This window comes from Aquariibacter albus (assembly GCF_014145335.1).
GTDB classification, from domain to species: domain Bacteria; phylum Pseudomonadota; class Gammaproteobacteria; order Burkholderiales; family Burkholderiaceae_C; genus Aquariibacter; species Aquariibacter albus.
In genome coordinates, this window is sequence record NZ_JACIVI010000001.1 from 255,936 (window position 1) to 280,487 (window position 24,552).

The 24,552-nt window shown below is 72.0% G+C and carries 25 protein-coding genes; 3 read left to right on the forward strand and 22 right to left on the reverse strand.

Annotation, left to right across the window (positions count from 1 at the left end):
* Positions 1 to 29: 29 nt before the first annotated feature.
* Genes fliI through fliF form a run of 4 tightly spaced genes read right to left on the reverse strand, consistent with a single transcriptional unit; the run spans position 30 to position 5,048 of the window.
* Complete coding sequence (gene fliI / locus H4F90_RS01215; RefSeq protein ID WP_182660692.1) at positions 30 to 1,487, reverse strand: flagellar protein export ATPase FliI; 1,458 nt, start codon at positions 1,485 to 1,487, stop codon at positions 30 to 32.
* Positions 1,484 to 2,302, reverse strand: a complete 819-nt coding sequence (locus H4F90_RS01220; RefSeq protein WP_182660694.1) for a FliH/SctL family protein — start codon at positions 2,300 to 2,302, stop codon at positions 1,484 to 1,486. Before H4F90_RS01220 ends, fliI begins: the two co-directional genes overlap by 4 nt.
* The gene (fliG, locus tag H4F90_RS01225) at positions 2,289 to 3,284 is read right to left on the reverse strand and encodes a flagellar motor switch protein FliG (RefSeq protein ID WP_182660696.1); all 996 of its coding nucleotides are present in this window, start codon (positions 3,282 to 3,284) and stop codon (positions 2,289 to 2,291) included. Before fliG ends, H4F90_RS01220 begins: the two co-directional genes overlap by 14 nt.
* A 39-nt stretch (positions 3,285 to 3,323) precedes the next feature.
* Positions 3,324 to 5,048, reverse strand: coding sequence for a flagellar basal-body MS-ring/collar protein FliF (fliF, locus tag H4F90_RS01230; RefSeq protein ID WP_182660698.1), 1,725 nt, complete (start codon positions 5,046 to 5,048; stop codon positions 3,324 to 3,326).
* A gap of 161 nt (positions 5,049 to 5,209) precedes the next feature.
* On the opposite strand from fliF, the gene fliE reads away from it, so the two are divergent.
* Both fliE and H4F90_RS01240 read left to right on the forward strand, forming a co-directional pair.
* Positions 5,210 to 5,518 (forward strand): flagellar hook-basal body complex protein FliE, encoded by a 309-nt coding sequence (gene fliE, locus H4F90_RS01235; RefSeq protein ID WP_407926165.1) that lies wholly within the window; start codon positions 5,210 to 5,212, stop codon positions 5,516 to 5,518.
* A gap of 240 nt (positions 5,519 to 5,758) precedes the next feature.
* Positions 5,759 to 6,208: a cache domain-containing protein gene (locus H4F90_RS01240; RefSeq protein WP_182660702.1), complete on the forward strand. Its 450-nt coding sequence runs from the start codon at positions 5,759 to 5,761 to the stop codon at positions 6,206 to 6,208.
* 60 nt (positions 6,209 to 6,268) lie between these two features.
* On the opposite strand, the gene H4F90_RS01245 is transcribed toward H4F90_RS01240, so the two are convergent.
* The 13 genes from H4F90_RS01245 to flhD all read right to left on the reverse strand — a co-directional run bounded on the left by H4F90_RS01245 (position 6,269) and on the right by flhD (position 19,468).
* Positions 6,269 to 7,648, reverse strand: a complete 1,380-nt coding sequence (locus H4F90_RS01245; protein WP_182660704.1) for a methyl-accepting chemotaxis protein — start codon at positions 7,646 to 7,648, stop codon at positions 6,269 to 6,271.
* 47 nt (positions 7,649 to 7,695) lie between these two features.
* Positions 7,696 to 8,409: an RNA polymerase sigma factor FliA gene (locus H4F90_RS01250; RefSeq protein ID WP_182662940.1), complete on the reverse strand. Its 714-nt coding sequence runs from the start codon at positions 8,407 to 8,409 to the stop codon at positions 7,696 to 7,698.
* A gap of 55 nt (positions 8,410 to 8,464) precedes the next feature.
* Positions 8,465 to 9,328, reverse strand: a complete 864-nt coding sequence (locus H4F90_RS01255) for a flagellar biosynthesis protein (protein WP_182660706.1) — start codon at positions 9,326 to 9,328, stop codon at positions 8,465 to 8,467.
* A 28-nt stretch (positions 9,329 to 9,356) separates the two neighbouring features.
* Positions 9,357 to 11,009 carry a flagellar biosynthesis protein FlhF gene (flhF, locus tag H4F90_RS01260; protein WP_182660707.1) on the reverse strand — a complete coding sequence of 551 codons (1,653 nt, stop codon included), beginning with the start codon at positions 11,007 to 11,009 and terminating at the stop codon, positions 9,357 to 9,359.
* Complete coding sequence (gene flhA / locus H4F90_RS01265; RefSeq protein WP_182660709.1) at positions 11,006 to 13,114, reverse strand: flagellar biosynthesis protein FlhA; 2,109 nt, start codon at positions 13,112 to 13,114, stop codon at positions 11,006 to 11,008. Before flhA ends, flhF begins: the two co-directional genes overlap by 4 nt.
* A 53-nt stretch (positions 13,115 to 13,167) precedes the next feature.
* Positions 13,168 to 14,316 (reverse strand): EscU/YscU/HrcU family type III secretion system export apparatus switch protein, encoded by a 1,149-nt coding sequence (locus H4F90_RS01270; RefSeq protein ID WP_182660711.1) that lies wholly within the window; start codon positions 14,314 to 14,316, stop codon positions 13,168 to 13,170.
* Between the two features lie 133 nt (positions 14,317 to 14,449).
* Positions 14,450 to 15,106, reverse strand: a complete 657-nt coding sequence (locus tag H4F90_RS01275) for a protein phosphatase CheZ (protein WP_235971902.1) — start codon at positions 15,104 to 15,106, stop codon at positions 14,450 to 14,452.
* A 10-nt stretch (positions 15,107 to 15,116) separates the two neighbouring features.
* Positions 15,117 to 15,512 (reverse strand): chemotaxis response regulator CheY, encoded by a 396-nt coding sequence (cheY, locus tag H4F90_RS01280; RefSeq protein ID WP_182660713.1) that lies wholly within the window; start codon positions 15,510 to 15,512, stop codon positions 15,117 to 15,119.
* A gap of 31 nt (positions 15,513 to 15,543) precedes the next feature.
* On the reverse strand, positions 15,544 to 16,539 hold the full coding sequence (gene motB, locus H4F90_RS01285) for a flagellar motor protein MotB (protein WP_182660715.1): 996 nt from the start codon (positions 16,537 to 16,539) through the stop codon (positions 15,544 to 15,546).
* A gap of 135 nt (positions 16,540 to 16,674) precedes the next feature.
* Positions 16,675 to 17,535 carry a flagellar motor stator protein MotA gene (gene motA, locus H4F90_RS01290; RefSeq protein ID WP_182660717.1) on the reverse strand — a complete coding sequence of 287 codons (861 nt, stop codon included), beginning with the start codon at positions 17,533 to 17,535 and terminating at the stop codon, positions 16,675 to 16,677.
* A gap of 165 nt (positions 17,536 to 17,700) precedes the next feature.
* Positions 17,701 to 18,537, reverse strand: a complete 837-nt coding sequence (locus H4F90_RS01295; protein WP_235971904.1) for a class I SAM-dependent methyltransferase — start codon at positions 18,535 to 18,537, stop codon at positions 17,701 to 17,703.
* A gap of 18 nt (positions 18,538 to 18,555) precedes the next feature.
* A complete protein-coding gene (flhC, locus tag H4F90_RS01300) occupies positions 18,556 to 19,095 on the reverse strand; it encodes a flagellar transcriptional regulator FlhC (RefSeq protein ID WP_182660719.1) in 540 nt (179 codons plus the stop codon).
* A 49-nt stretch (positions 19,096 to 19,144) separates the two neighbouring features.
* Positions 19,145 to 19,468 (reverse strand): flagellar transcriptional regulator FlhD, encoded by a 324-nt coding sequence (gene flhD, locus H4F90_RS01305; RefSeq protein ID WP_182660721.1) that lies wholly within the window; start codon positions 19,466 to 19,468, stop codon positions 19,145 to 19,147.
* A gap of 467 nt (positions 19,469 to 19,935) precedes the next feature.
* Here flhD and H4F90_RS01310 point away from each other — a divergent pair, with 467 nt between their 5' ends.
* On the forward strand, positions 19,936 to 20,754 hold the full coding sequence (locus H4F90_RS01310) for a flagellin N-terminal helical domain-containing protein (protein WP_182660723.1): 819 nt from the start codon (positions 19,936 to 19,938) through the stop codon (positions 20,752 to 20,754).
* A gap of 111 nt (positions 20,755 to 20,865) precedes the next feature.
* Here the strand turns inward: H4F90_RS01310 and prfB are convergent.
* The 5 genes from prfB to H4F90_RS01335 form a co-directional block, all read right to left on the reverse strand.
* Positions 20,866 to 21,970, reverse strand: a protein-coding gene (gene prfB / locus H4F90_RS01315; protein ID WP_182660725.1) for a peptide chain release factor 2 whose coding sequence is annotated in 2 segments (ribosomal slippage) — positions 20,866 to 21,888 and positions 21,890 to 21,970 — 1,104 coding nt in all. Because the reading frame shifts where the segments join, the coding sequence is not laid out codon by codon here.
* A gap of 108 nt (positions 21,971 to 22,078) precedes the next feature.
* Positions 22,079 to 22,441, reverse strand: a complete 363-nt coding sequence (locus tag H4F90_RS01320) for a ComEA family DNA-binding protein (RefSeq protein WP_182660727.1) — start codon at positions 22,439 to 22,441, stop codon at positions 22,079 to 22,081.
* Positions 22,442 to 22,571: 130 nt separating this feature from the next.
* The gene (gene lapB / locus H4F90_RS01325) at positions 22,572 to 23,738 is read right to left on the reverse strand and encodes a lipopolysaccharide assembly protein LapB (RefSeq protein WP_182660729.1); all 1,167 of its coding nucleotides are present in this window, start codon (positions 23,736 to 23,738) and stop codon (positions 22,572 to 22,574) included.
* Entirely contained in the window at positions 23,728 to 24,105 is a 378-nt protein-coding gene (locus H4F90_RS01330; RefSeq protein WP_182660731.1) for a lipopolysaccharide assembly protein LapA domain-containing protein, read from the reverse strand. Before H4F90_RS01330 ends, lapB begins: the two co-directional genes overlap by 11 nt.
* Positions 24,106 to 24,115: 10 nt before the next feature.
* Complete coding sequence (locus tag H4F90_RS01335; RefSeq protein WP_182660733.1) at positions 24,116 to 24,442, reverse strand: integration host factor subunit beta; 327 nt, start codon at positions 24,440 to 24,442, stop codon at positions 24,116 to 24,118.
* Positions 24,443 to 24,552 lie beyond the last annotated feature (110 nt).

The window sequence follows — 24,552 nt, forward strand, 5'->3', positions numbered from 1 at the left end:
TCCAGGGCGGCGGGCGAAGGGGGGAGGTCTCAGCGGCTGGCGGCCAGCTGCTGCAGCGCACCGATGCTGTCGGCCAGCGGCGCGCCGGCCCGCATGTCCTGCTGCAGCAGCGCGCGCATCGGCTCGGCCTGCTTGATGGCGAGGTCCAGCTCGGCATCGTGGCCGGGCTGGTAGGCGCCCAGCTGGATCAGGTCGCGCGCCTTCGACAGCCGCGACCAGCGCTGGCGGAACACGCGGGCCGCATCCAGGTGGGCCTTGCCCGCCACGTTGTGCATGACCCGCGAGGCCGAGCGCTCGATGTCGATGGCCGGGTAGTGCCCCCCCTCGGCCAGTTCGCGGCTCAGCACGATGTGGCCGTCGAGGATGGCGCGGGCGGCGTCGGCGATCGGGTCCTGCTGGTCGTCGCCCTCGCTGAGCACGGTGTAGAAGGCGGTGATCGAGCCGCCACCCGGCAGGCCGTTGCCGCTGCGTTCCACCAGGGCCGGCAGCTTCGCGAAGCAGCTCGGCGGATAGCCCTTGGTGGCGGGCGGCTCGCCGATGGCCAGCGCGATCTCGCGCTGCGCCATCGCATAGCGCGTCAGGCTGTCCATCAGCAGCAGCACGTGGCGGCCCTGGTCGCGGAAGTGCTCGGCGATGGCGGTGGCATAGGTCGCGCCCTGCATGCGCAGCAGCGGCGGGGCGTCGGCCGGTGCGGCCACCACCACGCTGCGCCGGAGGCCTTCCTCGCCGAGGATGTCCTCGATGAACTCCTTGACCTCGCGGCCGCGCTCGCCGATCAGTCCGACGACGATCACATCGGCCGCGGTGTAGCGCGCCATCATGCCCAGCAGCACCGACTTGCCCACGCCCGAGCCGGCGAAGAGGCCGATGCGCTGGCCACGGCCCACCGTCAGCATCGCGTTGATCGCGCGCACGCCGGTGTCCAGCGGCAGGCGCACGGGATCGCGGTCCATGGCGTTGATGGGGCGGCGCAGCAGCGGTTCGTTGTGGACCGGGGCGAGGGGACCGCGCCGGTCCATGGGCTGGCCCTCGGGATCGATCACGCGACCGAGCAGGCCGGAGCCCACCGGCAGGTGGCGGCTGCGGTCTTCGAGACGCCGCCAGGGATGGCTGGGCTGTCCCAGGTGGGGCGGCTGCACCGGCACGGCCAGCGGCTCGACGCGCGCCCCGCTGGCCAGGCCCTGCACCTCGCCGGTCGGCATCAGGTAGGCGCGGTCGCCGGCGAAGCCGACCACCTCGGCCAGCACGGGGGGCTGGCCGTCGGGCTGCAGCTGGCAGACCGAGCCCACCGGCACGCGCAGGCCGGCGGCCTCCAGCACCAGGCCGGCCACCCGCACCAGGCTGCCGTGCACCGTCAGCGGCGCCGGGCTGGCGGCGAAGGTTTCCAGATCGCTCAGGTAGCATGCCCAGGCCGGCGGCAGCACGGCGGCCGGGGCGGTCCGAGCGGCGGTCTCGGGGGCGAACTCGGGGGCGGGGCCGGGCGTCATGCGAGGCCTCCGTCGCCGGGCTCGGCCGCGACGCTCCAGGGGGTTTCGCGGCCCAGATTGGCCACGGCCCGCGCCCAGCGCGCGGCCAGGCTGGCCTCGACGCTGCCCAGCTCGCTGTCGACCCGGCAGCCGCCGCGGGCGATCTGCGGATCGGCCTGCAGCCGCGCGCCGCGGGCGGCCAGGGCCTCGCCGACGCCCTCGGCCACGCGCGGCAGCTCCTCGGGGTGCACGCGCAGCACGATCTGGCGCGCCGAGCCCAGGGTGGCATCGAGCGCCTCCTGCGCCACCTTCACCAGCAGCTCAGGCCGCCGGCTCACGGTGTCGCGCACGACCTCGCGGGCCAGGGCCACGGCGATGTCGGCCACCCGCTCGGCCAGCAGGGCCTGGAGGGTGTCGAGCTGCTCGCCGTACTGACGGGTCAGCGCGGCCAGCGGTTCGGTCAGCTGCTGGGCGTAGCGCTGCTTGAAGCCCTCCAGCGCGACCAGGCCGTCGCGGTAGCCGTCGGCATAGCCCTCCTGCCGGCCTTGCGCCCGGGCGAGGCTGCGCTCGGCCTCCAGGTCGGGCGGCGGGGGCTCGGGCTCGGGCGCTGCGGGCGGCGCGGGGCCGAGCTGGCCCGGCCGCCAGGCGGTGAAGCCGCGCAGTTCCTCGCGCGGGATGAAGCGGGCGTAGGGCTCGCGCCCCTGGGCGGCCGGGGGCGGCTCGGGCGGGCGCTCGTGCAGGCGGCGGCGGGCCCGGGCCTGGGCCTCCTCGTCGCGGCGGGGGGCGGGCTCGGCTGGCCAGCCGAGCGGGTGCGGACGGAAGTCAGACGAAGGCATCGTCGCCGCCTCCGCCCAGCACGATCTGGCCTTCGTCGGCCAGTCGGCGGACGATCTTCAGCATGTCCTTCTGCTCGGCCTCGACCTCGGACAGGCGCACCGGGCCGCGCGACTCCAGGTCCTCGCGCAGCGTCTCGGCCGCGCGGCTCGACATGTTGGCGAAGATGCGCTCGCGCAGCTCGGCCGTGGCGCCCTTGAGCGCGATGACCAGCGACTCGCTCTGCACCTCCTTGAGCAGGGCCTGGATGCCCCGGTCGTCGACCTTCATCAGGTCGTCGAAGGTGAACATGTTGTCCATGATCTTCTGGGCCAGGTCGGCGTCGGCGCCGCGGATGAAGTCCAGCACCGAGGTCTCCACGCTGGAACCCATCAGGTTGATGATCTCGGAGGCCGTCTTGACCCCGCCCATCGAGGACTTCTTGGTTCGCTCGCCGCCCGCCAGCACCTTGCTCATGACCTCGTTCAGGTCCTTCAGCGCGCTGGGCTGGATGCCGTCGAGCGTGGCCACCCGCACCATCACCTCGTTGCGCTGGCGTTCCTGGAACTGCTTGAGCACCTCGGCGGCCTGGTCGTACTCCAGGTGCACGAGGATGGCCGCGACGATCTGCGGATGCTCGTTGCGCAGCAGCTCGGCCACCGAGCCCGGATCCATCCACTTCAGGCTCTCGATGCCCGAGACGTCGCCGCCCTGCAGGATGCGGTCGATCAGCAGATTGGCCTTGTCCTCGCCCAGGGCCTTGCGCAGCACGCTCTTCACGTACTCGTCGGTGTCGCTGACGAGCAGCGTGGTGTCCGCCGCGTCGTCGCTGAAGCGCTGGAGCACGCTTTCCACGCGCTCGCGCGGCACCGTCTTCAGGCGCGCGATGGTTTCGCCGAGCCGCTGCACTTCCTTCGGCGAGAGGTGGCGGAAGACTTCGGCCGCCTCTTCCTCGCCGAGCGACATCAGCAGGATTGCCGCGTCTTCCAGTCCCTGGTCATCCATGGTCGGGTCTTTGGGGGGCGTGTTCGGGAGGCCGCCGGCTCAGGCGTCCTTGCTGACCCACTGCCGCATGATGGTGGCCACCGCGGCGGGGTTCTCCTTGGCCAGCGCACGGGCCTGGTCGAGCCGGCGGTCGGTGGCCGGGGCTTCCAGGGCCGGCAGGGCCTGGGCCGACGGGCCGCCCAGCGCGGCCGCGGCCTCGCCGCCGGGCATCGGCAGCGTGCCGACGTCGTCGACCACGGTGTCGAGCCGCGGGCCGGCCGGCCGCTCGACCGGCCGCGCCGCCTTCAGCGCCGGGCGGATCGCGCCGAAGACGATGATCAGCGCCAGCAGCGCGATGCCCACCGGCAGCGCCAGGCTGCGCACCAGCTCCTGCAGCTCGGGCCGCTGCCACAGCGGGATGTCCGGCTCGGCCTCGGGGGCGGCGATGCGGAAGGGGGCATTGACCACCTTCACCGAATCGCCGCGCTCAGCATTGAAGCCCACGCTCTCGCGCACCAGGGCGGTCAGCTTCTCCAGCTCGTCCTCGCTGAGCGGCTGGCTGCTCGTCTTGCCCTTGGCATCGGTCACGCTGCGGTGGTTGAGCACCACGGCCGCATTGATGCGCCGCACCTGGCCGCTGGCGCCGCGGGTCACGCGCACGGTGCGGTCGATCTCGTAGTTCACCGTCGATTCGCGCCGGCCGTTGCCGCCGGTGCTGCCGGTGCTGGCGCCGGCCAGGGTCTGGGCCGGGCCGTTGATCGGGGCCGAGGCTGGCGTCGGCGGCTGGTTGCTGGCCGCGCCCGGCACGCCGGTCGGCACGGCGCTGGCGGTGCCCGGGCCGCTTTCCAGCGTCTGCTGGCTGCGCACGGCGGGCGCGGCCTTCTCGCCCTGGTTCGGCCGGAATTCCTCGGAGGTCGCCTCGGTCTCGGAGAAGTCGATCTCCGCCGTCACGTTCGCGCGCAGGTTGTCGCGGCCGACCACCGGCTCCAGCAGGTCGGTGATGCGCTGCGTGTAGCTGCGCTCGATCTGCTGCACGTACTGCAGCTGCTGTGCGTCCAGGCCGGCGGCCGGTCCGCCTTCGGGCGGGCTCGACAGCAGCGCGCCGCTCTGGTCGAGCACGCTGACCGACTTGGGATTCATCTCCGGCACGCTGGCGCTGACCAGGTGCACGATGCCGGCGATCTGCGCGCGGTCCAGCGTGCGGCCGGGATGCAGGGTCAGCAGCACGCTGGCGCTGGGCTTCTGCTGCTCGCGGAAGAAGCCGTTCTGGTTCGGCAGGGCCAGGTGCACGCGGGCGGCCTGCACGGCCGACAGGGCCGAGATCGAGCGGGTCAGCTCGCCCTCCAGGCCGCGCTGGAAGGTCAGCCGCTCCTGGAACTGGGTCTGGCCGAAGCGCGCGCTGTCCATCAGCTCGAAGCCGACGATCGAGCCCTTGGGCAGGCCGGCCGAGGCCAGCTTGAGCCGCACGTCGTGCACCTTGTCCGAGGGCACCAGAATGGCCGCGCCGCCATCGGCATGCTTGTAGGGCACGCCCATCTGCGAGAGCTGGGCCAGGATGGCGCCGCCGTCCTTGTCGGACAGGTTGGCGTAGAGCACCTTGTAGTCGGGCCGGCTGCCGGCCGTGCCGAGCAGCAGGGCCAGGGCCAGCAGCGCGATCAGGCCGCCCCCCAGCATCCACTTGCGCGCCGGCGGCAGCGTGCCCAGGCGCTGCAGCAGGCCGGCCGGGCCGGACGGGGTGGGGCCGGCGAGCGGCATCGAGGGGCTGGCAGCCAGGGCGGTCTCCATGGTGAGGCATTGTTCCGACGGGGCGGCCGCCACATGCGGGGAACAGTCGCGCCGAAGCGGGGCAGTTCCCGCCATTGCCGCCCCGGCCGCTCCGCACAATGCGCAGCATGGACGTCAAGCTCAAGCCCTTCGACTTCGCCCAGGCCGCGGCCCGGGCGGGCATGTCGCAGGTCGCCGATCGGGTCGCGGCCAAGCTGCGCGAGAGCGCCGCCGCGACGGCGGCCCAGGCGCCAGCCGCGCGCGGCGCCGTGAACTTCCAGGACAGCTTCCGCCTGGCGCTCAGCCAGGTCAGTGGCGCCCAGAACGAGGTCGCGGCCCTGCAGCGCGAGGTCCAGCTCGGCAACCCCACGGTCAGCCTGGAGCAGACCATGGTCGCGATGCAGAAGGCGCAGATCGGCTTCCAGGCCGCGCTCACCGTGCGCAACAAGCTGGTCCAGGCCTACTCCGACGTGATGAACATGCAGGTCTGAGCGACCCGCCTGTGCAAGCCCCGGGGGAACCCGCCCCGGGCAAATCCGGGGTCGGCGGCCAGCCTGGGGTCAGGCCGGCGACAGCGCGAAGGGATGCAATGCCAGGGCGCGACGGATCGGGCTGAAGGCCGGGTCCGCGACGCAGTCCCACCCCCCTCGACGCCTCCGGTCCGAAGCGCCTCTGCCTCGGCCTGGCGGAGCGCTGGGCGGGTCCTGTCTGATCAAGGAGGAGACCTTTCCATGCCCACCCCCACCATCCTGCGTTCCGCCGTGCTCGCCGCTGGCCTGCTGCTGAGCGGCCTGAGCCAGGCGAGTGACTTCGGCAGCGCGGCCGAGGCCCGCGCGATGCTCGACAAGGCCGTGGCCGCCGTGAAGGCCGACAAGGCCAAGGCCCTGGACCAGTTCGCCAAGGGCGAAGGCGGCTTCAAGGACCGCGACCTCTATCCCTTCTGCGGCGGCCCCGACGGCCATTTCACGGCCCATCCCACCCTGACCGGCAAGAGCCTGAAGGACTTGAAGGACAAGTCCGGCAAGGCCCTGGGCGAGGCCCTCTACCAGACGGCCGCCGAAGGCAAGGTGGGCGAGGTGGCCTATATGTGGCCGCGGCCCGGCAGCACCGAGCCGGTCCAGAAGCTCAGCTACGTGACCAAGGTCGGCGACCAGGTCTGCGCAGTCGGCTACTACAAGTGAGTCCTTCCGGCCGGCGCCGCGACCGGGACGGTGCGCGGCGCGGCCGGTCCGGCCCGGGCCTCAGAACTTGAAGGCCATGCGCATGCCACCCCAGTGGCGGCCCTGCACGACGATCGGGGCCGCCGCTTCCTTGAGCAGCACGAAATGGCCGCCGCCCATGTCGCGGCGGTAGGTCTGCAGCAGGAAGGGTCGGGTGTTGCGGGCGCTGGCCAGGCCGGTGCGGTCGTTGAAGATGCGGCGCCAGCGGCTGTTGGCCGTGTTCCAGGCGACATCGCCGGCGCGCTGCGGCTGGCAGTAGATGCGGTTGTGCGTCGGGATGTAGCCGTTGCGGTCGGTCGCGATGCAGAACACCACCTTCGGATCCAGGGCCAGGAAGCGCTCCTGGATGGCCGGGAAGAGGCGATCGGTCACCGCGTTGTAGGCCGTCAGGTGCTGCTGCGGCGTGCTGCCCTCGACCGGTCGGTAGGCCTCGTCCCAGAGCTGGGCTTCGCTGAGCTCGCCGCGGGCGAGGGCGTCCTCCAGCGCCTCGGCCACTTCGCCGGCCGCCTGCTGCGCGGCACGGATGAAGGGGCTGTCCTCGGTCTCGACACCGCAGTCGGCGACCAGTTCGATCAGCGATTCGCCGGCCTTCAGGAAGGCCTCGCTGCGCTGGTTGGCCTGGCCCAGCGTGGCCACGGCCTGCTGCATCTCGCGCTCGATGCCGCCCATCTGCTCGGCCAGCCGGGTGCAGATGCTGCGGCTCTCGGCGGCGGCGTCGCCGATGCGGCCGACCCCGTCCTCGACCTCGGCCAGCGCCCGGTGGAAGGCGCCCTGGCTGGCGGCCGTCTGGCCTTCGCGCGTCTGGATCTCGCGGGCCAGCGCGCCGATGCGCTGGTCCAGCTCGGCCACGGTGCTGAAGATGGCCTTGGACGAGGTCTCGACCTGGGCCGAGAGATCCTTCACCGCATCGGCCACCACGCCGAAGCCGCGGCCGGCCTCGCCGGCCCGCTTGGCCTCGACGCTGGCGTTGAAGGCCACCAGCCGCGTCTGCAGCGCGATCTGCGTGATCTGTCCGGCCGCGTCGGAGACATGGCGCAGCGTGTCGACGATGGCCGCCACCTCCTGCCCGACCTGCTCGACCGCGCGGCGCGCGCGGCCGACCGCGGCATGGCTGGCCTCGGTGGTGGTGGCGATGCCGGTCTGCGAGGCCTGCACCTCGCGCACCTGCACGCCCAGGGCCTGCACGGCGGCCGCGCCCTGCTGGCCGACCCGCGCGGCATCGTCGATCTCGCCGCGCACCTGCGCGGCATCCTGGCCCAGGCGCGAGGCCAGCTTGGCGATGGAGGTGACGGCCGAGCGCAGCTCGATGGCCTCGCGCGAGCTGCCGGCGGAGCCGGTCTCGACCAGGCTGGGGGCGGCCACGGCCTTGCGGCCCAGGCGGTTCAGGAAGGGGGTCAACATGCTCGGCCTTGACGGGAAGGGGGAAGGGGGGAGGGGCAGCCCGGCGCTCAGTGCTCGCGCATCTTCACGCGCAGCCGGGCGATGCTCTGGCTGTGCAGCTGGCAGACGCGGCTCTCGGTCACGCCGAGGATGGCGGCGATCTCCTTGAGGTTGAGGTCCTGCTCGTAGTACAGGCTCATCACCAGCTTCTCGCGCTCGGGCAATTGCTCGATGGCCTGCACCAGGGCCTCGCGCATGCGGCGGTCCTGCAGGCGGCTCATGGGCGTCTCGCCGCTGTCGGGCACGTGGCGGTCGAGGAAGTCCTCGTCGCCCTCGTCGCCGCTCATGTCCTCCAGGTGCACGAGCTGGGTGCCGCGCACCTTGCCGAGCAGGCCCTGGTAGTCGGTCAGCGACAGGCCCATGGCCGCGGCGATCTCGCTTTCCTGCGGCGCGCGGCCGAGGCGGTGCTCCAGCTGCTGCACGGCGGTCTCGATCTCGCGCTGGCTCTTGCGCGTGCCGCGGCTGGCCCAGTCGCTGCCGCGCAGCTCGTCGAGCATGGCGCCGCGGATGCGCTGGCTGGCGAAGGTCTCGAATTGCACGCCCTGCGCCAGGTCGAAGCGCTGCGAGGCATCGGCCAGGCCGATCATGCCGGCCTGGATCAAGTCGTCGAGCTGCACATTGGCCGGCAGCTTGGCAATCATCTGATGCGCCAGTCGGCGCACCAGCGGGCTGTATTGCCGCAGCACCGCATTCGTGTCGGGGCGGCCGGTGGCGGTGTACATGGCGGCGGCGGGCAGGGGGCTGCGGGAGGGCGAGGCAAAGGGGCTCATGGCGGTCTCAGCGCATCGCGGAAGAGGGGGCGGCGGCCCGCGCCCGGCCGGCTTCGCGGGCCAGCGCCGGCAGCGGCGCCAGCGCTGCGTGGCCGGGGCGGTCGGCGCGCGGCCGCGGGGCCTCGCCGACCGGCTGCGCGTAGGCGCAGGCCAGCAGCGCGTCCAGGCGCTGCACCAGGGCGGCGGCCGGGGGCTGCTCGGGCGGCTCGGCGGGATCGACGCTCAGCCAGTGCTGCTGCACGCCGCCCAGGAAGCCGTCGGCGCAGCGCGCGAGGCTGGCGGCGATGCGCGGCGCCAGCCGCGAGCCGGCTGGTGCGGCCAGCAGCAGTTCGTGGGTGCGCAGGCCGGCGCGCAGGGCCAGCAGCTTGAGCGCGGCATAGGCTTCGGTCAGCGTGGCGCTGGAGTCGTCGCAGAGCACCAGCGGGCGCAGCTGCGGTGCCCGGCCGTCGCGCACCGCGCGGCCGAAAAGCCGTGCCAGATCGGCGGCGGGGGCATGCAGCAGGATCAGCTCGGCCTCGGGGGCCGCCTCGGCCAGGGCGTCGAGAAAGGCCTCGGTCGAGCCGCCGGCATCGACATGCTGCTGCGGCAGGCCGCGCGCGGCCAGGTAGGCCAGGTGGCTGTCGAGCGGCTCGATGGCCGCAGCCAGGTCGAAGCGGGCCAGCGCGTCGGGCTCGCGGGCATGCAGGCCGGCATCGACGACCAGGGTGCGGCGGTCCAGCCGCGCCGCGGCGCTGGCCAGGCGCTCGAGCAGCAGGCCGCCCCAGGCCAGGGCCGGGTTGGCGATCACCGGCAGGATGCGCAGCGTCGGTGTCGCGAAGCGGCGGCGCAGGCCGGCGGCCTGGTCTTCGGGCAAGCGGGCGGAGGCGCTCACGGCGGGGTCCTCGGCAGGGCAGCGGGCTTCAGCGGGCGGGCGGGCTGAACAGGCGCGAGGCCGGCTCGCGCGCCGGCAGCGGCGCGGCGAAGACCAGGTTCATCTCGCTGCTGTCGTAGCGCCAGGCCGCGCTGCCGCCGCCGCGCAGGGCGCGCTGCACCAGGGCCTGCGCGCTGAGGCGGTGCCAGTCCTCCGGCACGCGCTGGCCGTTGGCGATGGCCAGCACCTTCATGCGGTGGCGGATCAGCGCATCGAGCGCGGGGGCGAGCTTGACGGCCTCGTCGAGCTTGCTGAGCACCACGCCTTCCACCCGGGCGCCGCGGTAGCGCTGCACCACGTCCTCCAGGGTCTCGCCCTGGGCCGAGGCATTGAGCACGAGCAGGCGGCGGATCGAGGCATGGGCCACCATCTCCAGCAGCTCGTGGGTGCGGCTGTCGCGCTGGGCCACGCCGGCCGTGTCGATCAGCACCATCTTCTTGGCCGACAGCAGGTCGAGCAGGTCCTCCAGCGAGGCGCGGTCATGCGCCGTGTGCACCGGCACGCCCAGGATGCGGCCGTAGCTGCGCAGCTGCTCCTGCGCGCCGACGCGGTAGGCGTCGAGCGTGATCAGGCCCAGCTGCGAGGCGCCGTGGCGGGTGGCGAAGGCCGCGGCCAGCTTGGCGGTGGACGTGGTCTTGCCGACGCCGGTCGAGCCGATCAGGGCATAGATGCCACCCTGCTCCTCCAGCGCGGCCTCGCGCTCGCCGGTCAGGAGATTGCGTTCGAGCACGCCGCTGGCCCAGCCGATCTCGTCGGCCTCGGCCGGCGTGGCGGGCAGGGCGTCGACGAGCTTGCGGATCAGCGCGGTCGAGAAGCCGCAGTCCAGCAGGCGCTGGGTCAGGCGGGCCTGGGCCGGATGGCGCTGCAGGCGCTCCATGAAGGCCAGGGCGCCGAAGCGCTCCTCGATCAGGCCCTTCATCGCGCGCAGCTCGTGGATCATGGCCGACTCGCCGTGGCTCGGCGCGGCCGGGCGGGCGGCTTCGGCCGGCGCCGGCTCGGGCGCGATGGTCGCGACCTGGCGGCGCGCGACGCGCTGCTCCACGGCATGGATGGCCATGTCGACCGGATCGGCGAGCAGGGGCAGGTGCTCGGGCGGGGCCGGCGGCGCACGGCGCGTGCCGGCGGCACGAAGCTCATCGCCTGAGCCGGGCGCGGGCTGCGCGCGGCGGGGGCTGGCCTCAGGCCGGTCCGGGGCTTCGGCCGCAGCCGGCGCGCGGCGCGCTGCGGGCGGGCTGGCCGGCGGGCGGGCTGCGGCCTCGGGCCGGGCCTGCGGCGGGGTGGCCGGTGCCGCGGCGACGGACGCAGACGGCTGCAAGGCCGCCTGGCGCTTGCGCAGCAGGCGTTCACGCACATAGTCCTGGAAGGACAGGGTGCTCATCGCCAGCTTCTGCACATCCTGGGCGACCTCGTCGCCGGCCGCCGGGGCCGTGGCGGCGCTTGCAGGCGGCTCGGCCGCATCGCCCGCATCGGCCTGCGCCGCGAGCCGGTGGGCGGCGGCCAGGGCCTGGGGGGCCATGGCCAGCATCTCGACGCCCTGGGCGGTCTGGCGGGTCGAGAGGACGACGGCCTCCTCGCCCAGCGCGGCGCGCATCTTCTGCATGGCCTCGCGGGAGCTGCGGCCGGTGTAGCGCTGGACGTTCATGCGGTGCCTCCGATGACGGAACCGATACGGATGGAATGGGTTTCAGGGATCTCGCTGTGGCCCAGCACCTTCAGCCGCGGCGCGGCACGGCGCAGCAGCCGGGCCACCGGCACGCGGATCGCGTCGGGCACCAGCAGGCAGGCGGGATGGCCCAGGTTCTCCTGGCGCTTGGCGCTGTCGGCGGCGCCGCGGCTCAGCGCATCGGCGACGCCGGGGTCCAGCATCGGCCCGGTGCCGCCGCCCAGGGCCTGGGCCAGCAGGCGTTCCAGCTCGGGCTCGATGGCGATCACGTCCAGCTCCTTCACCGGGCCGTAGATCTGCTGGACGATGGCCGGCGCCAGGGCGATGCGCACGCGCCGCGCCAGCTCGGCGGGGTCGGTGGCGAGGCTGCTGTTGGCCCCGACATGCTCGGCCACCGTCTCGACGATGGAGCGCATGTCGCGGATGTGCACGCCCTCCTCCAGCAGCAGCTGCAGCAGTTTCTGGAGCGTGGCGATCGGGACCATCTTGGGGATCACGTCTTCGATGACTTTGGGGACCAGGCGGCTCAGGTGCTCGACCAGGGCCAGCGTCTCGCTGCGGCCCAGCAGGCGGGCGGCCTGGGTTTGCATCAAGTGTGAAAGGTGGGTGGCCACCACGGTCGAGCAATCAACGACGGTGTAGCCGGCCATTTGCGCTGCTTCCCGCTGGCCCTCGTCGATCCAGACCGCCGGCAGGCCGAAGGCCGGGTCGCTGGTGCGGGTGCCGATCAGCGGCGTCTGCGCGCCGCCCGGGTTGATCGCCAGCAGCATGGCGGGATAGGCCTCGCCCTCGCCGATCACCGCGCCGCGCAGGGTCAGGCGGTAGGCGCCGGGGCGCAGCTCCAGGTTGTCGCGGATGTGCACAGGCGGCGGCAGGAAGCCCACGTCCTGCGCGAACTTGCGCCGCACGCCCTTGATGCGGCCGAGCAGCTCGCCGCCGCGGGCCTTGTCGACCAGCTGGATCAGGCGGAAGCCCAGCTCCAGGCCCAGGGTGTCGACGGGTTGCAGATCGTCCCAGCTCGCCTCGGCGTTCGGGTCGACGGGCTTGAGCTCCTCGGCCGGTGCCGCGGCGGCTGCGGCGCGGGCCTCGGCCGCGCGGCGCTGCTGCGCCCAGGCCAGGGTGCCCAGGCCGGACGCCATCAGCAGGAAGACCAGGTGCGGCATGCCGGGGATCAGGCCCAGGGTGCCGATCACGCCGGCGGCCACGCCGATCGACTTCGCACTGCGGAACATCTGGCCGACGATCTGCTGGCCGACATCCTCGCCCTTGCCCACGCGCGAGACCACCATGGCGGCGGCCACCGAGATCAGCAGGCCCGGGATCTGCGCGACCAGGGCATCGCCGATGGCCAGCAGGATGTAGTTGTCGGCGGCCTCGCCGGCCGACAGGCCGTGCTGGACCATGCCGATCAGCATGCCGCCGACGATGTTGATGAAGAGGATCAGGATGCCGGCGATGGCATCGCCGCGCACGAACTTGCTGGCGCCGTCCATCGAGCCGAAGAACTCCGCCTCCTCGCCCACCTCGGCGCGGCGGCGCTTGGCCTCCTTCTCGTCGATCAGGCCGGCGTTCAGGTCGGCGTCGATCGCCATCTGCTTGCCGGGCATCGCGTCCAGCGTGAAGCGCGCGCTGACTTCGGCGATGCGCTCCGAGCCCTTGGTCACCACCATGAAGTTGATGACCACGAGGATGGCGAACACGACCAGGCCGACCGCGAAGTTGCCACCGATCAGCACATGGCCGAAGCTTTCGATGACCTGGCCGGCCGCGCCGGTGCCGGTGTGGCCTTCCATCAGCACCATGCGGGTGGAGGCCACGTTCAGCGACAGGCGCAGCAGGGTGGACAGCAGCAGCACGCTGGGGAAGGCCGCGAAATCCAGCGGCCGCAGCATGTTGGCCGCGACCATCATGATCATCAGCGCCACCGCGATGTTGAAGGTGAACAGCAGGTCCAGCGCGAAGGCCGGCAGCGGCAGCACCATCATGGCCAGCACCAGCAGGACCAGCAGCGGCGCGGCCAGGCCGCTGAGCAGGCGGGCCTGCGGGCCCAGCCAGGCTTGCAGTTGACGCAGGGCGGGATTCATCGGGGCGGGTCCGGGCGGGGAGGGTCAGAACGGCGGGAAGGGCGCGGCGCGGCTCAGCCGGCCGCGGGGGCGGTGTGCGGGTCCAGCCCGGCCGGCACCGGCACCGGGGCCAGGCTGCCGGGCATCGGGGCCTGGCCGGCGAGGGCCGCCTTGAGCTGGTAGACATGGGCCAGCACCTGGGCCACGGCGGCGTAGAGGGCCACCGGGATCTCGCGGTCGAGTTCGCCATGGGCCCACAGGGCGCGGGCCAGGGGCGGGGCTTCGAGCACGGGCACGCCGTGCTCGGCGGCCATCTTGCGGATGCGCAGGGCGACCAGGTCGGCGCCGACGGCGACGATGCGCGGCGCGCCGGCCGAGCCCTCCTCGTACTTCAGCGCCACCGCGTAGTGCGTGGGGTTGGTCACCACCAGGTCGGCCGTCGGCAGCGCGCTGAACATGCGCTGCTGCGCGCGCTGGCGCATCAGCTGGCGCAGGCGGCCCTTGACCTCGGGGCTGCCCTCCTGCTCCTTGTGCTCCTGCTTGGCCTCCTGGTGGCTCATGCGCAGGCGCTTGGCATGCTGGAAGTGCTGCAGCGGCGCGTCGACCAGCGCGAACAGCAGCAGCAGGCCCAGCACCGCGCCCAGGCCGCGCAGCAGCAGGCCGCCGAGGTGGCCGAGCGCAGCCGGCAGCGGCAATTGCAGCGTACCGGCAAAGCGCTCCAGGCCCTGGGCCAGGAAGAAGCCGGCCACCGTGACGATGGCCAGGGCCAGGCAGCAGGCCTTGAGCGTGTCGACCAGCTTGTCGCTGGAGAACAGCCCGGCCAGGCCGCTGAGGGGGTTGAGCTTGTCGAACTTCGGCTGCAGGGGCTTGAGCGTCCAGTTCCAGCCGCCCAGGGCCAGACCGCCCAGCACCGCCACCGCCAGCAGGGCCGCGCCGACCGGCAGCACGGCCTGCAGGAACTGGCCCAGCGCGGTGCCGAGGCGGGCCTCCAGCACGCCGGGCGTGCGCAGGCTCTGGGCGTCGAAGCGCAGGCCGCCGACGAGGATGTCGGACAGCGGCCCGAAGGCCCGCGGCAGCAGGATCAGGGCCAGCAGCAGGCCGGCACCGACGGCCAGGGCATGGCCGAGGTCGCGCGAGCGGGGCACCTGCCCGTCCTCGCGCGCCTGCTTGAGCCGGCGTGCCGAGGCGGGAAGGTGGCGGTCCTGTGCGTCGTTCTGGGCCATGGCTGGAAGGAGTCCCTTGGCAGGGGATTCTTCCCAGCGCAGCCCGCGCCCGGGGCCGGATAAGCGGTGCCGGCCCTGCCCTTATCGGCTGCTGGGGGCGCGGCCTGGCGGCGGCCGGGACCGCCGCCGAGGCTCAGAAGCCGAGGCTGGCCAGCAGGTCGTCGACCTCGCTCTGGCTGTGGACGATGTCGGTCCGGCCCTCGGCATCGACCACCGGGCCCTGCAGGCTGCTGGTCTCGCCACGGGGGGGCGCCGACGGCAGGGCGGCCAGCTCGGCCGGTGCGGTGGCCTTGAGCAGTTCGACGAGCTGGTCCTCGATGGTCGAGGCCAGGCCCACCACCCGGGCCACCACCTGGCCGGTCAGGTCGTGGAAGTCCTGGGCCATCATGATGTCGGTCAGGTGCGCGTCGATGCGGCGCGAGGCGGCCTCGACATCGCCGACGAAGTTCATCACCGCGCCGCTGGCCACGGCCTTGACCGGGTCGGCGACGATGCTGCGCGCCATCTCGCGCGTCTGGGTCGCGATGGCCTCGTGATCGGCCTTGGCCTGGTCGACCGAGTTCAGCACCTTGTTGGCCGCGTCAGCCGTCTTCTGCGCGATGTACTGCAGGCGGCTCTTGGCATCGGGCAGGTTGTCGGCCACATCGCGCAGGCGCGGCGCATAGCCGAGCTGGTGCAGCGCGTCGTGCAGCATGCGGGTGAGCTCGCCGAGCTTCTGGTAGACCTCGGGCGAGGCACCCTGGGGCTGCAGCGGGCTCAGCATCTCGGCCGGCAGGAGGGTGGGGCTCATGCGATGCTCCTCAGGCCGCGGTGGCGAGTTTCTGCATGATCTTCTGCACCTTCTCCTCCAGCGTGGCCTTGGTGAAGGGCTTGACGATGTAGCCGGCCGCGCCGATCTGGGCGGCCAGCACGATGTCCTCCTTGCGTGCCTCGGCCGTCACCATCAGCACCGGCAGGTGCTTGAGCGCCTCGTCGGCCTTGACGGCCTTGAGCAGCTCGAAGCCGTTCATATTGGGCATGTTGATGTCGCTGACGACGAAGTCGAAGTGGCCGTTGCGCAGCATCTGCAGCGCGACGACACCGTCCTCGGCTTCCTCGGCCTGCTGGTAGCCGATCTCCTTGAGCAGGCCGCGCACGATGCGGCGCATGGTCGAGAAGTCGTCGACGATCAGGAATTTCAGCTCAGGGGTGCTCATGGGGCGTCCTCGGGGAGGGGGCGTTCGCTGCTTATCGGCCGGAGGCCGGCGGACTTGATGGCCGTGGGAGCGGCAGACGCTGGACCAGCGCGCCGGCCTCGGGGGGGTGTCGGGCGTTGTCCACGTCGAGCGGCGCGTCCTCGCGCTCGGCCCCGCGGAAGAAACGGTCCTCGGCCTCGCGGTTCATCACCACGATGCTGATGCGGCGGTTGGTGGGCGCCAGCGGCTCGTCCTTCACGAAGGGCTGGCTGGCGGCCAGGCCCTGCACGCGCAGGATGCGGGCATCGTCCAGGCCGCCGGCGATCAGCTCGCGCCGCGAGGCATTGGCCCGGTCGGCCGAAAGCTCCCAGTTGCTGTAGCCGGCGGCGCCGCCGGTGAAGGGCGCGGCATCGGTGTGGCCCTCCAGCGTCAGGCGGTTCGGCACCTCGCCGAGCACGCTGCCCAGGGTGCGCAGCAGCTCGCGCAGATAGGGCTGCACCGTGGCGCTGCCGCTGGCGAACATCGGCCGGTTCTGGGCATCGGTGATCTGGATGCGCAGGCCGTCGCGCGTCAGGTCGAGCTTGATCTGCGACTTGAACTCGGTCAGCCGCGGGCTGGCGACCAGCACCTCCTCGACCTTGTCGCGCAGCATCTTCAGCCGCGCCTGTTCCGCCTCGGCCTGCTCCGCCTTGAGCGACTCGAGCTTGGCCAGGGTGTAGCTGCTGCGCTTCTGCTCGGTCTCGCCCTTCTTGACCTGGCCGCCCTGGCGGCTGAGGTCCTCGCCGCCGCCGCGCACGACGGAGGAGGAATCGCCCGAGCCCGAGCCGCCGAGCATGGAGATCTTCACCGGATTGGCGAAGTAGTCCTGGATGCCCTTGCGGTCGCCCTCGGTCGTCGAGCCCAGCAGCCACATCAGCAGGAAGAAGGCCATCATCGCCGTGACGAAGTCGGCGTAGGCGATCTTCCAGGCCCCGCCGTGCGCCGCATGGCCGCCCTTCTTGATGCGCTTGATGATGATGGGCTGAAGCTTCTTGGCATCACCGGCCATGGCAGGCCTCCGACCTCAATGGATCCGGCCGGCGAAGCCAGGCCGACTTCCAGCAGACGCCGCGGATCCGGCTTCGCCGGTCCGCTGGCGTCGCCCCCCTCGGGGGGGTGCGCCGCAGGCGCTCCGGGGGGGGACTCATTTCTTGCCTTTGACGTGGCCTTCGAGTTCGGCGAAGGTCGGGCGCTCGGTGGAATAGAGCACCTTGCGGCCGAACTCGATGGCGATGGCCGGGGCGTAGCCCTGCATCGAGGCCAGCAGCGTGGTCTTGATGCACTGCAGCTCCTTGCTGCCTTCCTCCACCTTCTGCTCCAGCAGGCCGGCCAGGGGCTCGGCGAAGGCATAGGCCAGCAGGATGCCGAGGAAGGTGCCGACCAGGGCCGAGCCGATCATGCCGCCCAGCACCGCCGGGGGCTGGCCCACCGAGCCCATGGTGTTCACCACGCCCAGCACCGCCGCCACGATGCCGAAGGCCGGCAGCGCACCGGCCAGGCGCTGCAGCGCGCCGACGGCGGCATGGGCCTCGTGGTGATGGGTCTCGATCTCGCTGTCCATCAGCGATTCGATCTCGTGCGGGTTCAGGTTGCCGCTGACCATCATGCGCAGGTAGTCGGTGATGAACTCGGCCACGTGGTGGTCGTTGCCCACTTCCGGGTACTTCTGGAACAGCGGCGAGCTGTGCGGGTCCTCGACATCCTTCTCGATGGCCATCAGCCCGTCCTTGCGGGCCTTCTGCAGGATGTCGTAGAGCAGGGCCATCAGCGCCATGTAGCGCGCCTTGGTGTACTTGCTGCCCTTGAAGCACTGGCCCAGGCCCTTCATCGTGGCCTTGAGCACCTTGGGCTGGTTGTTGGCCACGAAGGCACCCACGGCGGCACCGCCGATGGTGGTCATCTCGAAGGGCAGCGCATGCAGCACCACGCCGATGTTGCCGCCGTGGGCGATGAAGACGCCGAAGATGCAGGCCATGGCGACGGCCCAGCCGATCAGGACGAACATGGTGCGCGGACTCGCTGTTGGGGGAAGGAAAGGGGCGGGAAGCTCGGGCCCATGGTCCCCCGAAGCCCTGCGCGGCAAGAGCCCAAAAAAAGCGGCGGATCAGGGACTGATCCGCCGTCAAGGCGCTCCAAACGCCACCAGGAGACAAGGAAGGGGAAGACCGGCTCAGCCACCCTCCGGCGGCCGCTGCAGCCCGCGTGTCTGCGGCCGCACGCTGGCCGGCCGGAAGGGCGCGCGATAGGCATAGAGGGTGTGCCCGCCCGCCGGCATCCGCAGGTCGGCCCGCTGCCCGGGCAGGGGGAAGGCCAGGCTCAGCAGCCAGGCCCCCGGGGCCAGTTCGGCCTGGGCCTTGGCCAGGGCCTCGGGCATCGATTCGGGACGCTGGAAGAGGTAGACCAGGTCGATGCCGCGCCAGTCGGCCGCCCACAGGTCACCCCGCTCGATGCGGGCCCCCCGGCAGCGCAGGCGGGCGATCCAGCTCAGCGGGCGGCTTGCTTCGATGCCCTCCAGCCGGGCCAGTGGATAGGCCCGCTTCAGTGCCCGCAGGCCGTCCCCCAGGCCGCAGCCGGCATCGAGGATGCGGGCATCCGGCGGCAGGGGCAGCTGGCGGGCGAGCTCGTCGAAGGCCGCGGCGGGCGTCGGATAGAGCGGGGCATCGCGCCAGGCCGCCCGCGGGTAGAGCAGCAGCAGCAGGCCCAGCGGCAGCAGCCAGACCCAGGCCGGCAGCAGGCCGGCGAGCAGGCCGCCGAGCAGCATCACCGGGTAGCCGAGCAGCAGACAGACCTGGCGCATGCGGCTGTCGGTGCCGGGCAGGAAGACCAGCGGCAGGAGGCAGGCCAGCAGGGCGGCGGTCCGGGGGCCGAGTCCGGCATGGCCCAGCAGGATCTGCAGGGCCCAGGCGCTGGTCCAGGCGGCCACGGCCGGCAGCGGCCAGGCCAGGGTCAGGCGTGCGGCCGGTCGCATGGCCTGGCGCTCGGGCAGGCAGGAAGCGTTCGCGGACATGGTGCGCGCCGGCCGGCTTCAGTGCAGTTGCAGCGCGCCGCTGGCCTTGCCCTTGCCGGCCCGGGCCGGCGGGTTGCACAGGCCGCAGACGTAGTGCTTGGCGATCTCGTGCGGATGCGTGACGAAGTGGCCGCCGCACTGGCTGCAGGGCGTCATGGTCAGCATGCCGTTGTCGATGAACTTCACCAGGCGCCAGGCGCGGGTGATCGAGAGCTGCGGCTCCAGGCCCTGGGTCTGGATCTGCTCCAGGTAGAGGCGGTAGGCCTTGATGATGGTCTCGATCTCGTCGAGGGCCGCGCTCTTGTTCAGGTACTCGTGGATGTTCAGGAAGAGGCTGGCGTGGATGTTGGGCTGCCAGGTCATGAACCAGTCGGTGCTGAAGGGCAGCTGGCCCTTGCTGGGCGACTTGCCGGCGACTTCCTTGTACAGGCGCAGCAGACGCTCGTAGGAGAGGTCGGTTTCCGACTCCAGCACCTGCAGGCGGGCGCCGAGCTGGATCAGCGTGACGGCGGTCTCGATCTGCTTGGCTTCGGTCAGAAGGCTCTTGCTGCGGCTCATGGCGGGCTCCCGGTTCAGGTTCTGGTTCAGGGTCTCGTGCGGAGCGGACTCAGGCGGCTTCCTGGTGCCGGCCGGCCATCAGGATGCTGGCGTGCAGGCGGCTGACGCCCTCGTTGGCGGCGCTGCGGCCGTGGTTGGTCAGCAGGCCCCAGACCATCTCGTCGTCCACCCGCATGCGCATCAGCAGCTGGTTGCCCGACGCGACCTTCATCAGCTGGGCCGGGCTCAGCGTGATCAGCAGGTCGGCGGCTTCCTCCGACAGGCCCAGGCGGAACAGCGCCTCCTCGCGGTCGCGGCGGATCAGGCTCTGCGCCAGCATCAGGTAGGAGAGGTTGGCTTCGCGGATCTCCATCAGGATCTGTTCGGTGGTCATGGCGGCTTCCTGGCGTGGCGGGTGGCGGGGAGGGATCTGGCGGGCGATCGGCGCTCTGTTTTCGCGATCACCGTGGAATGAACTGTAGGCAGGCCCCCGCCCGGCTTGAATCAGCCTGGCGCTGTTTGCGAGGTGCTGGCGCGGAGACAGCCGTGTCGGACAAATTCCTACACGGCAAGCGGAATCACGGTGTTTTTCCGAAGGCCCCTCAAGTCCCGGCGGGGCCGGTCCGATAAGCAGCCAACGGGTCGAACGATCGATTCCGCGGTCCGGCAAGGACCCCTGCAGCCGCCCGACAAGGACCGGTGGCACGCAGGCCCCTTGCGTCGGGCGAGCGCCTTCCGGACGGGCTTCGGCCCGGTCGGCGGGCAGGCAGCTCGGTGCATGCCGGTTGCCCCTGGAACCTGCATCACCGTCCTTCTATCGCCGGCGCAAGCCGGGTTTCTCATCCCGTCAAGGAGCCCATCATGGTCATGACCGTCAACACCAACAACTACTCGCTCAACGCCCAGCGCAACCTCGGGGGCTCGCAGTCCACCCTGGCCACCGCGATGCAGCGCCTGTCCTCCGGCCTGCGGGTGAACAGCGCGAAGGACGATGCGGCCGGCCTGGCCATCGCCGAGCGCATGAACGCCCAGGTCCGCGGCATGAACGTCGCCCAGCGCAATGCCAATGACGCGATCTCGCTGTTCCAGACGGCCGAAGGCGCGATGGGCAAGATCGGCGAGAACCTGCAGCGCATCCGCGAGCTGGCCGTGCAGTCGGCCAGCGGCTCGATCAGCGATGCCGACCGTGCGAACCTGCAGTCGGAAGCCGATCAGCTCGTTGAGGAAATCGCCCGCGTCGGCGACAACGCGAAGTTCAACGGCATCAACCTGCTGGACGGCAGCTTCACCAGCACCGATTTCCAGATCGGCGCCGACGGCACCGACGTGATCACCGCCGCCACCGACTTCGACATGACCGCGCTGACCGCCTATGCGGCGGCCGACATCAGCACTGCCGGCGCCGCGACCTCGGTGATCAGCGACATCGACACCGACCTGGACACGCTGAACACGGCCCGCTCCCAGGCCGGTGCCTTCCAGAGCCGCTTCGAGGCCGTGATTTCGCAGCTGCAGGTCAGCGTGGAAAGCACCTCGGCTGCGCGCGGCCGGATCATGGATGCCGACTTCGCGGCCGAGACGGCCAACCTGTCGAAGGCCCAGATCCTGCAGCAGGCCGGCACCGCCATGGTCGCCCAGGCCAACCAACTGCCGCAGCAGGTGCTGTCGCTGCTGCGCTGATCGGCCCCCCGGGCACGCAAGGCCCGGACCCCGAAAGCAGCAAGCCCCTGCCGGCATCGCGCCGGCAGGGGCTTCGGTGCTTGGGGGGGCTCAGGGTCTGAGCCCGCAGGCTCAGACGCCCTGCTTCAGGCTGGCGGCGATGAAGCCGTCCAGGTCCCCGTCGAGCACCTTCTGGGTGGCCGAGACTTCGACGTTGGTGCGCAGGTCCTTGATGCGGCTCTGGTCCAGCACGTAGCTGCGGATCTGGTGGCCCCAGCCCACGTCGGTCTTGCTGTCCTCCAGCTTCTGCTGCTGCTCGCGCTGCTTGCGCATCTCGTGCTCGTACAGGCGGGCGCGCAGCATCTGCCAGGCCTCGTCGCGGTTGCGGTGCTGGGAACGATCGTTCTGGCACTGCACGACGATGCCGGTCGGGACGTGGGTGAGCCGCACGGCCGAATCGGTCTTGTTGATGTGCTGGCCGCCGGCGCCGCTGGCGCGGAAGGTGTCGGTGCGCACATCGGCCGGATTGATCTCGATCTCGATCGAGTCGTCGACCTCGGGGTAGACGAAGACGCTGGCGAAGCTGGTGTGCCGTCCGCCCGAGCTGTCGAAGGGGCTCTTGCGGACGAGCCGGTGCACGCCGGTCTCGGTGCGCAGGTGGCCGAAGGCGTAGTCGCCGCTGATCTTCAGCGTGGCGCTGCGGATGCCGGCCACGTCGCCCTCGGTTTCTTCCATCACCTCGACGGCAAAGCCCTTGCGCTCGCAGTAGCGCAGGTACTGGCGCTGCAGCATCTGCGCCCAGTCGCAGGCTTCGGTGCCGCCGGCGCCGGCCTGGATGTCCAGGAAGCAGGGCATGGGATCGGCCGGGTTGTTGAACATCCGGCGGAACTCCAGGCCCTCGACCTGCTCGGCCAGCGGGCCGGTCTCGGCCTCGATCACGGCCAGGCCATCGAGATCCTCGTCGGCCTTGCTCAGCTCGTAGAGCTCGCTGTTGTCGGCCAGGTTGCGCTCCAGGCTGGCGATGGTCTCGACCACCGCTTCGAGCGACTTCTTCTCGCGGCCCAGGGCCTGGGCGTTCTTGGGATCGTTCCAGACGGTCGGATCCTCGAGCGCGGCATTGACCTCGCTCAGTCGACGGGACTTTTCATCCCAGTCAAAGATACCTCCGAAGTTCGGCGGTCCGGTGGGTCAGGTCGGCCAGTCGGGTGCCGATGGCGTTGATGCGTTCGATGTCCATGGGGTCTCGGGCGGTGGGTCGCGGCGGGCCGGCCCCCAGCGGGCCGGAAACCCGCGATTTTCGCACCGTCGCCGGGCGCCGCCCTCCCGGCGGCCCGGCGTGCGGCGATCAGCGGCTGGCCGCCGGTCGCGCCGGGTTCGGTGCCGCGGCCTTCGGGACCGCCCGGGTCGGCGCCGGGTTCGGGCCCGCCGCAGGGGCGGCGAAGGGCTTGCCCTCGACCGTGAGCCCGGCGTCCGACAGGCGCTGCGCGCTGCCGGGACCCACGCCGCCGACGCGGCCGATCAGGTCCCCCCAGTCGCGGAAGGGGGCCTTCTGCCGCTCGGCCAGCAGCTTGCCCGACAGCGCGGGCCCGATGCCCTTGACCGACTCCAGGCTGGCCTGGTCCGCTCGGTTGACTTCAACGGCGGCCCAGACCGTGCCGGCCGTCAGGACCAGCAGCCCGGCCAGGCTTCGACGCAGGAAGGTGTGCATGCCTTGTCTCCCAGGTGGCGCCGGCAAAGGTGCCGGCTGCAGGCCACTCTAGGCAGACCGCGTTCCGCGCAGGCCGGCCACGGTCCCTCGGAAGTGGGTCGTGCCTCCCCAGCTTGCAGGCCGTCGGGCCTCAGGCGTCTTCCAGGCGCTGCGGGGGGTAGCTGTCCCAGGTCTGGCAGCCCGGACATTGCCAGAAGTAGTTCTGCGCCTCGAAGCCGCAGGCCGCGCAGCGGTAGCGCTGCTGCGGCCGGGCGCCGTTGCTGACGACCCGGGCCAGGGCATCGGCCCGGGCGGGCGTCAGGGCCTCACCCTGGGCCGCCTGATGCCGCAGCAGGGCCGCGGCGCCCGACAGGCTGGGCCGGCTGGCCAGCGCCTCGTCCAGCAGGGTCTGCTGGTCGGCCGGCGCGTCGGTGAGCTGGTAGATCGCGTTCAGCAGGTCCTGGCTGGGCGCGAGGCGGTAGGCCTCGTGCAGCCGGGTGCGCACGGCTTCGACCTGGCCGGCGGCCCGGGCCGCTGCCGCGATCTCGCCGGCCACGAGGGCCGCGATGCTGGGCTGGCTGACCAGCAGGGGCTGCCAGGCGGCCAGGGCTTCGGCGGCCCGGCCGGCGCGGGCCAAGGCCAGGCCCTGCAGCACCTGCGGGCGCGGGGCCTGGGGCGCGGCTTCGCGAGCGCGGGCCAGGGCGGCACGGGCTTCCTCGGGACGCTGGCGCGCATCGGCTTCCTGGGCCAGCTCGCAGGCATGGTGGGCGATTCGGGTGGCGAAGGAGCCGGCCCCGCTGGCCTCGAGCTTGCGCGCGGTCTCGATGGCGGCATGCCAGTCCCGCGAGCGTTCGTAGAGGCCGAGCAGTTCCAGCCGCGCATCGGTGGCGAAGCCGCTGCCGTCGAGCGCGCGGAAGGCGGCCTCGGCGCGGTCGAAGAGGCCGGCCTTCAGGAAGTCCTGCGCCAGCGCGAACTGCGCGCGGGCGCGCTCGGACTCGGCCAGGTCGCTGCGCGCCAGCAGGTGTTCGTGCACCCGCACGGCCCGCTCGTATTCGCCGCGGCGGCGGAACAGATTGCCCAGCGCGAAGTGCAGGTCGGCCGTGCCGGGATCCTGGCGCATCGCCTCGATGAAGGCATCGATGGCCTTGTCCTGCTGTTCATTGAGCAGCAGGTTCAGGCCGCGGTAATAGGCCTTGGGCGAATCGGCCTGCTCGCGCTTCCACTGGCGCAGATCGAAGCGGGCGGCAAGCCAGCCGAAGCCGAAGGCGGCCATCACCGCCAGCGGCAGCAGGGAGAGCAGGGTGGGATCAAGATCCATCGGGGGTGCCGCGCAGGCTGTCGCGCGGCCCCAGGGCCGGCAGGTCGGGGAGGGGAGGGGGTCGGCTGTCGAGGTCGGCCGTCGTGGCGGCCTCCCCGGCGCGGGGGGCCGCCGGGGAGCCTGCGGTCGGCGTCACCTCGACGGGCGGTTCCTGGACGCGGCGGCGCAGACGCAGCCAGCTCGGCAGCATGGCCAGCACGCCCAGGGCGCAGCCCAGCGCGAAGGCGGCCAGCACGATGTAGACCATCGCGGTCCGCCACTCATGGCCGAAGAACCAGCGGACCACGGCCTCCTCCTGGTTGTTCAGCGCGAAGGCGAACAGCGTGAAGAAGAGGAAGGCCCGCAGGAGCCAGGTCAGGACCCGCATGCGCCGGATTCTAGGCTTCGGTTCCCGCCTCTTCGGCGGCGGCGGCGGCGCGGGCACCGGCTGCATCGACCGATTCGCGCAGGGCCTTGCCGGGCTTGAAATGCGGCACCAGCTTCTCGGGAATCGGCACCTGTTCGCCCGAGCGCGGGTTGCGGCCCATGCGCGGCGGCCGGCGGTTGATCGAGAAACTGCCGAAGCCGCGGATCTCGATGCGGTGGCCCTGGGCGAGCGCGTCGCTCATCGCGTCGAGCATGGTCTTCACCGCGAACTCGGCGTCGCGGTGGGTGAGCTGGGGAAAGCGCTCGCCCAGCAGGTTCACCAGGTCGGAACGGGTCATGGTCATCATGATCGGGGGGGATCCTGCAGGGCCTCGCGCCTCGGAGCGGGCCACGCGGGCGCGCAGCTTACCGCGCGCGGTGGGGGCTCCGGAAACGACAACGGGGGCCG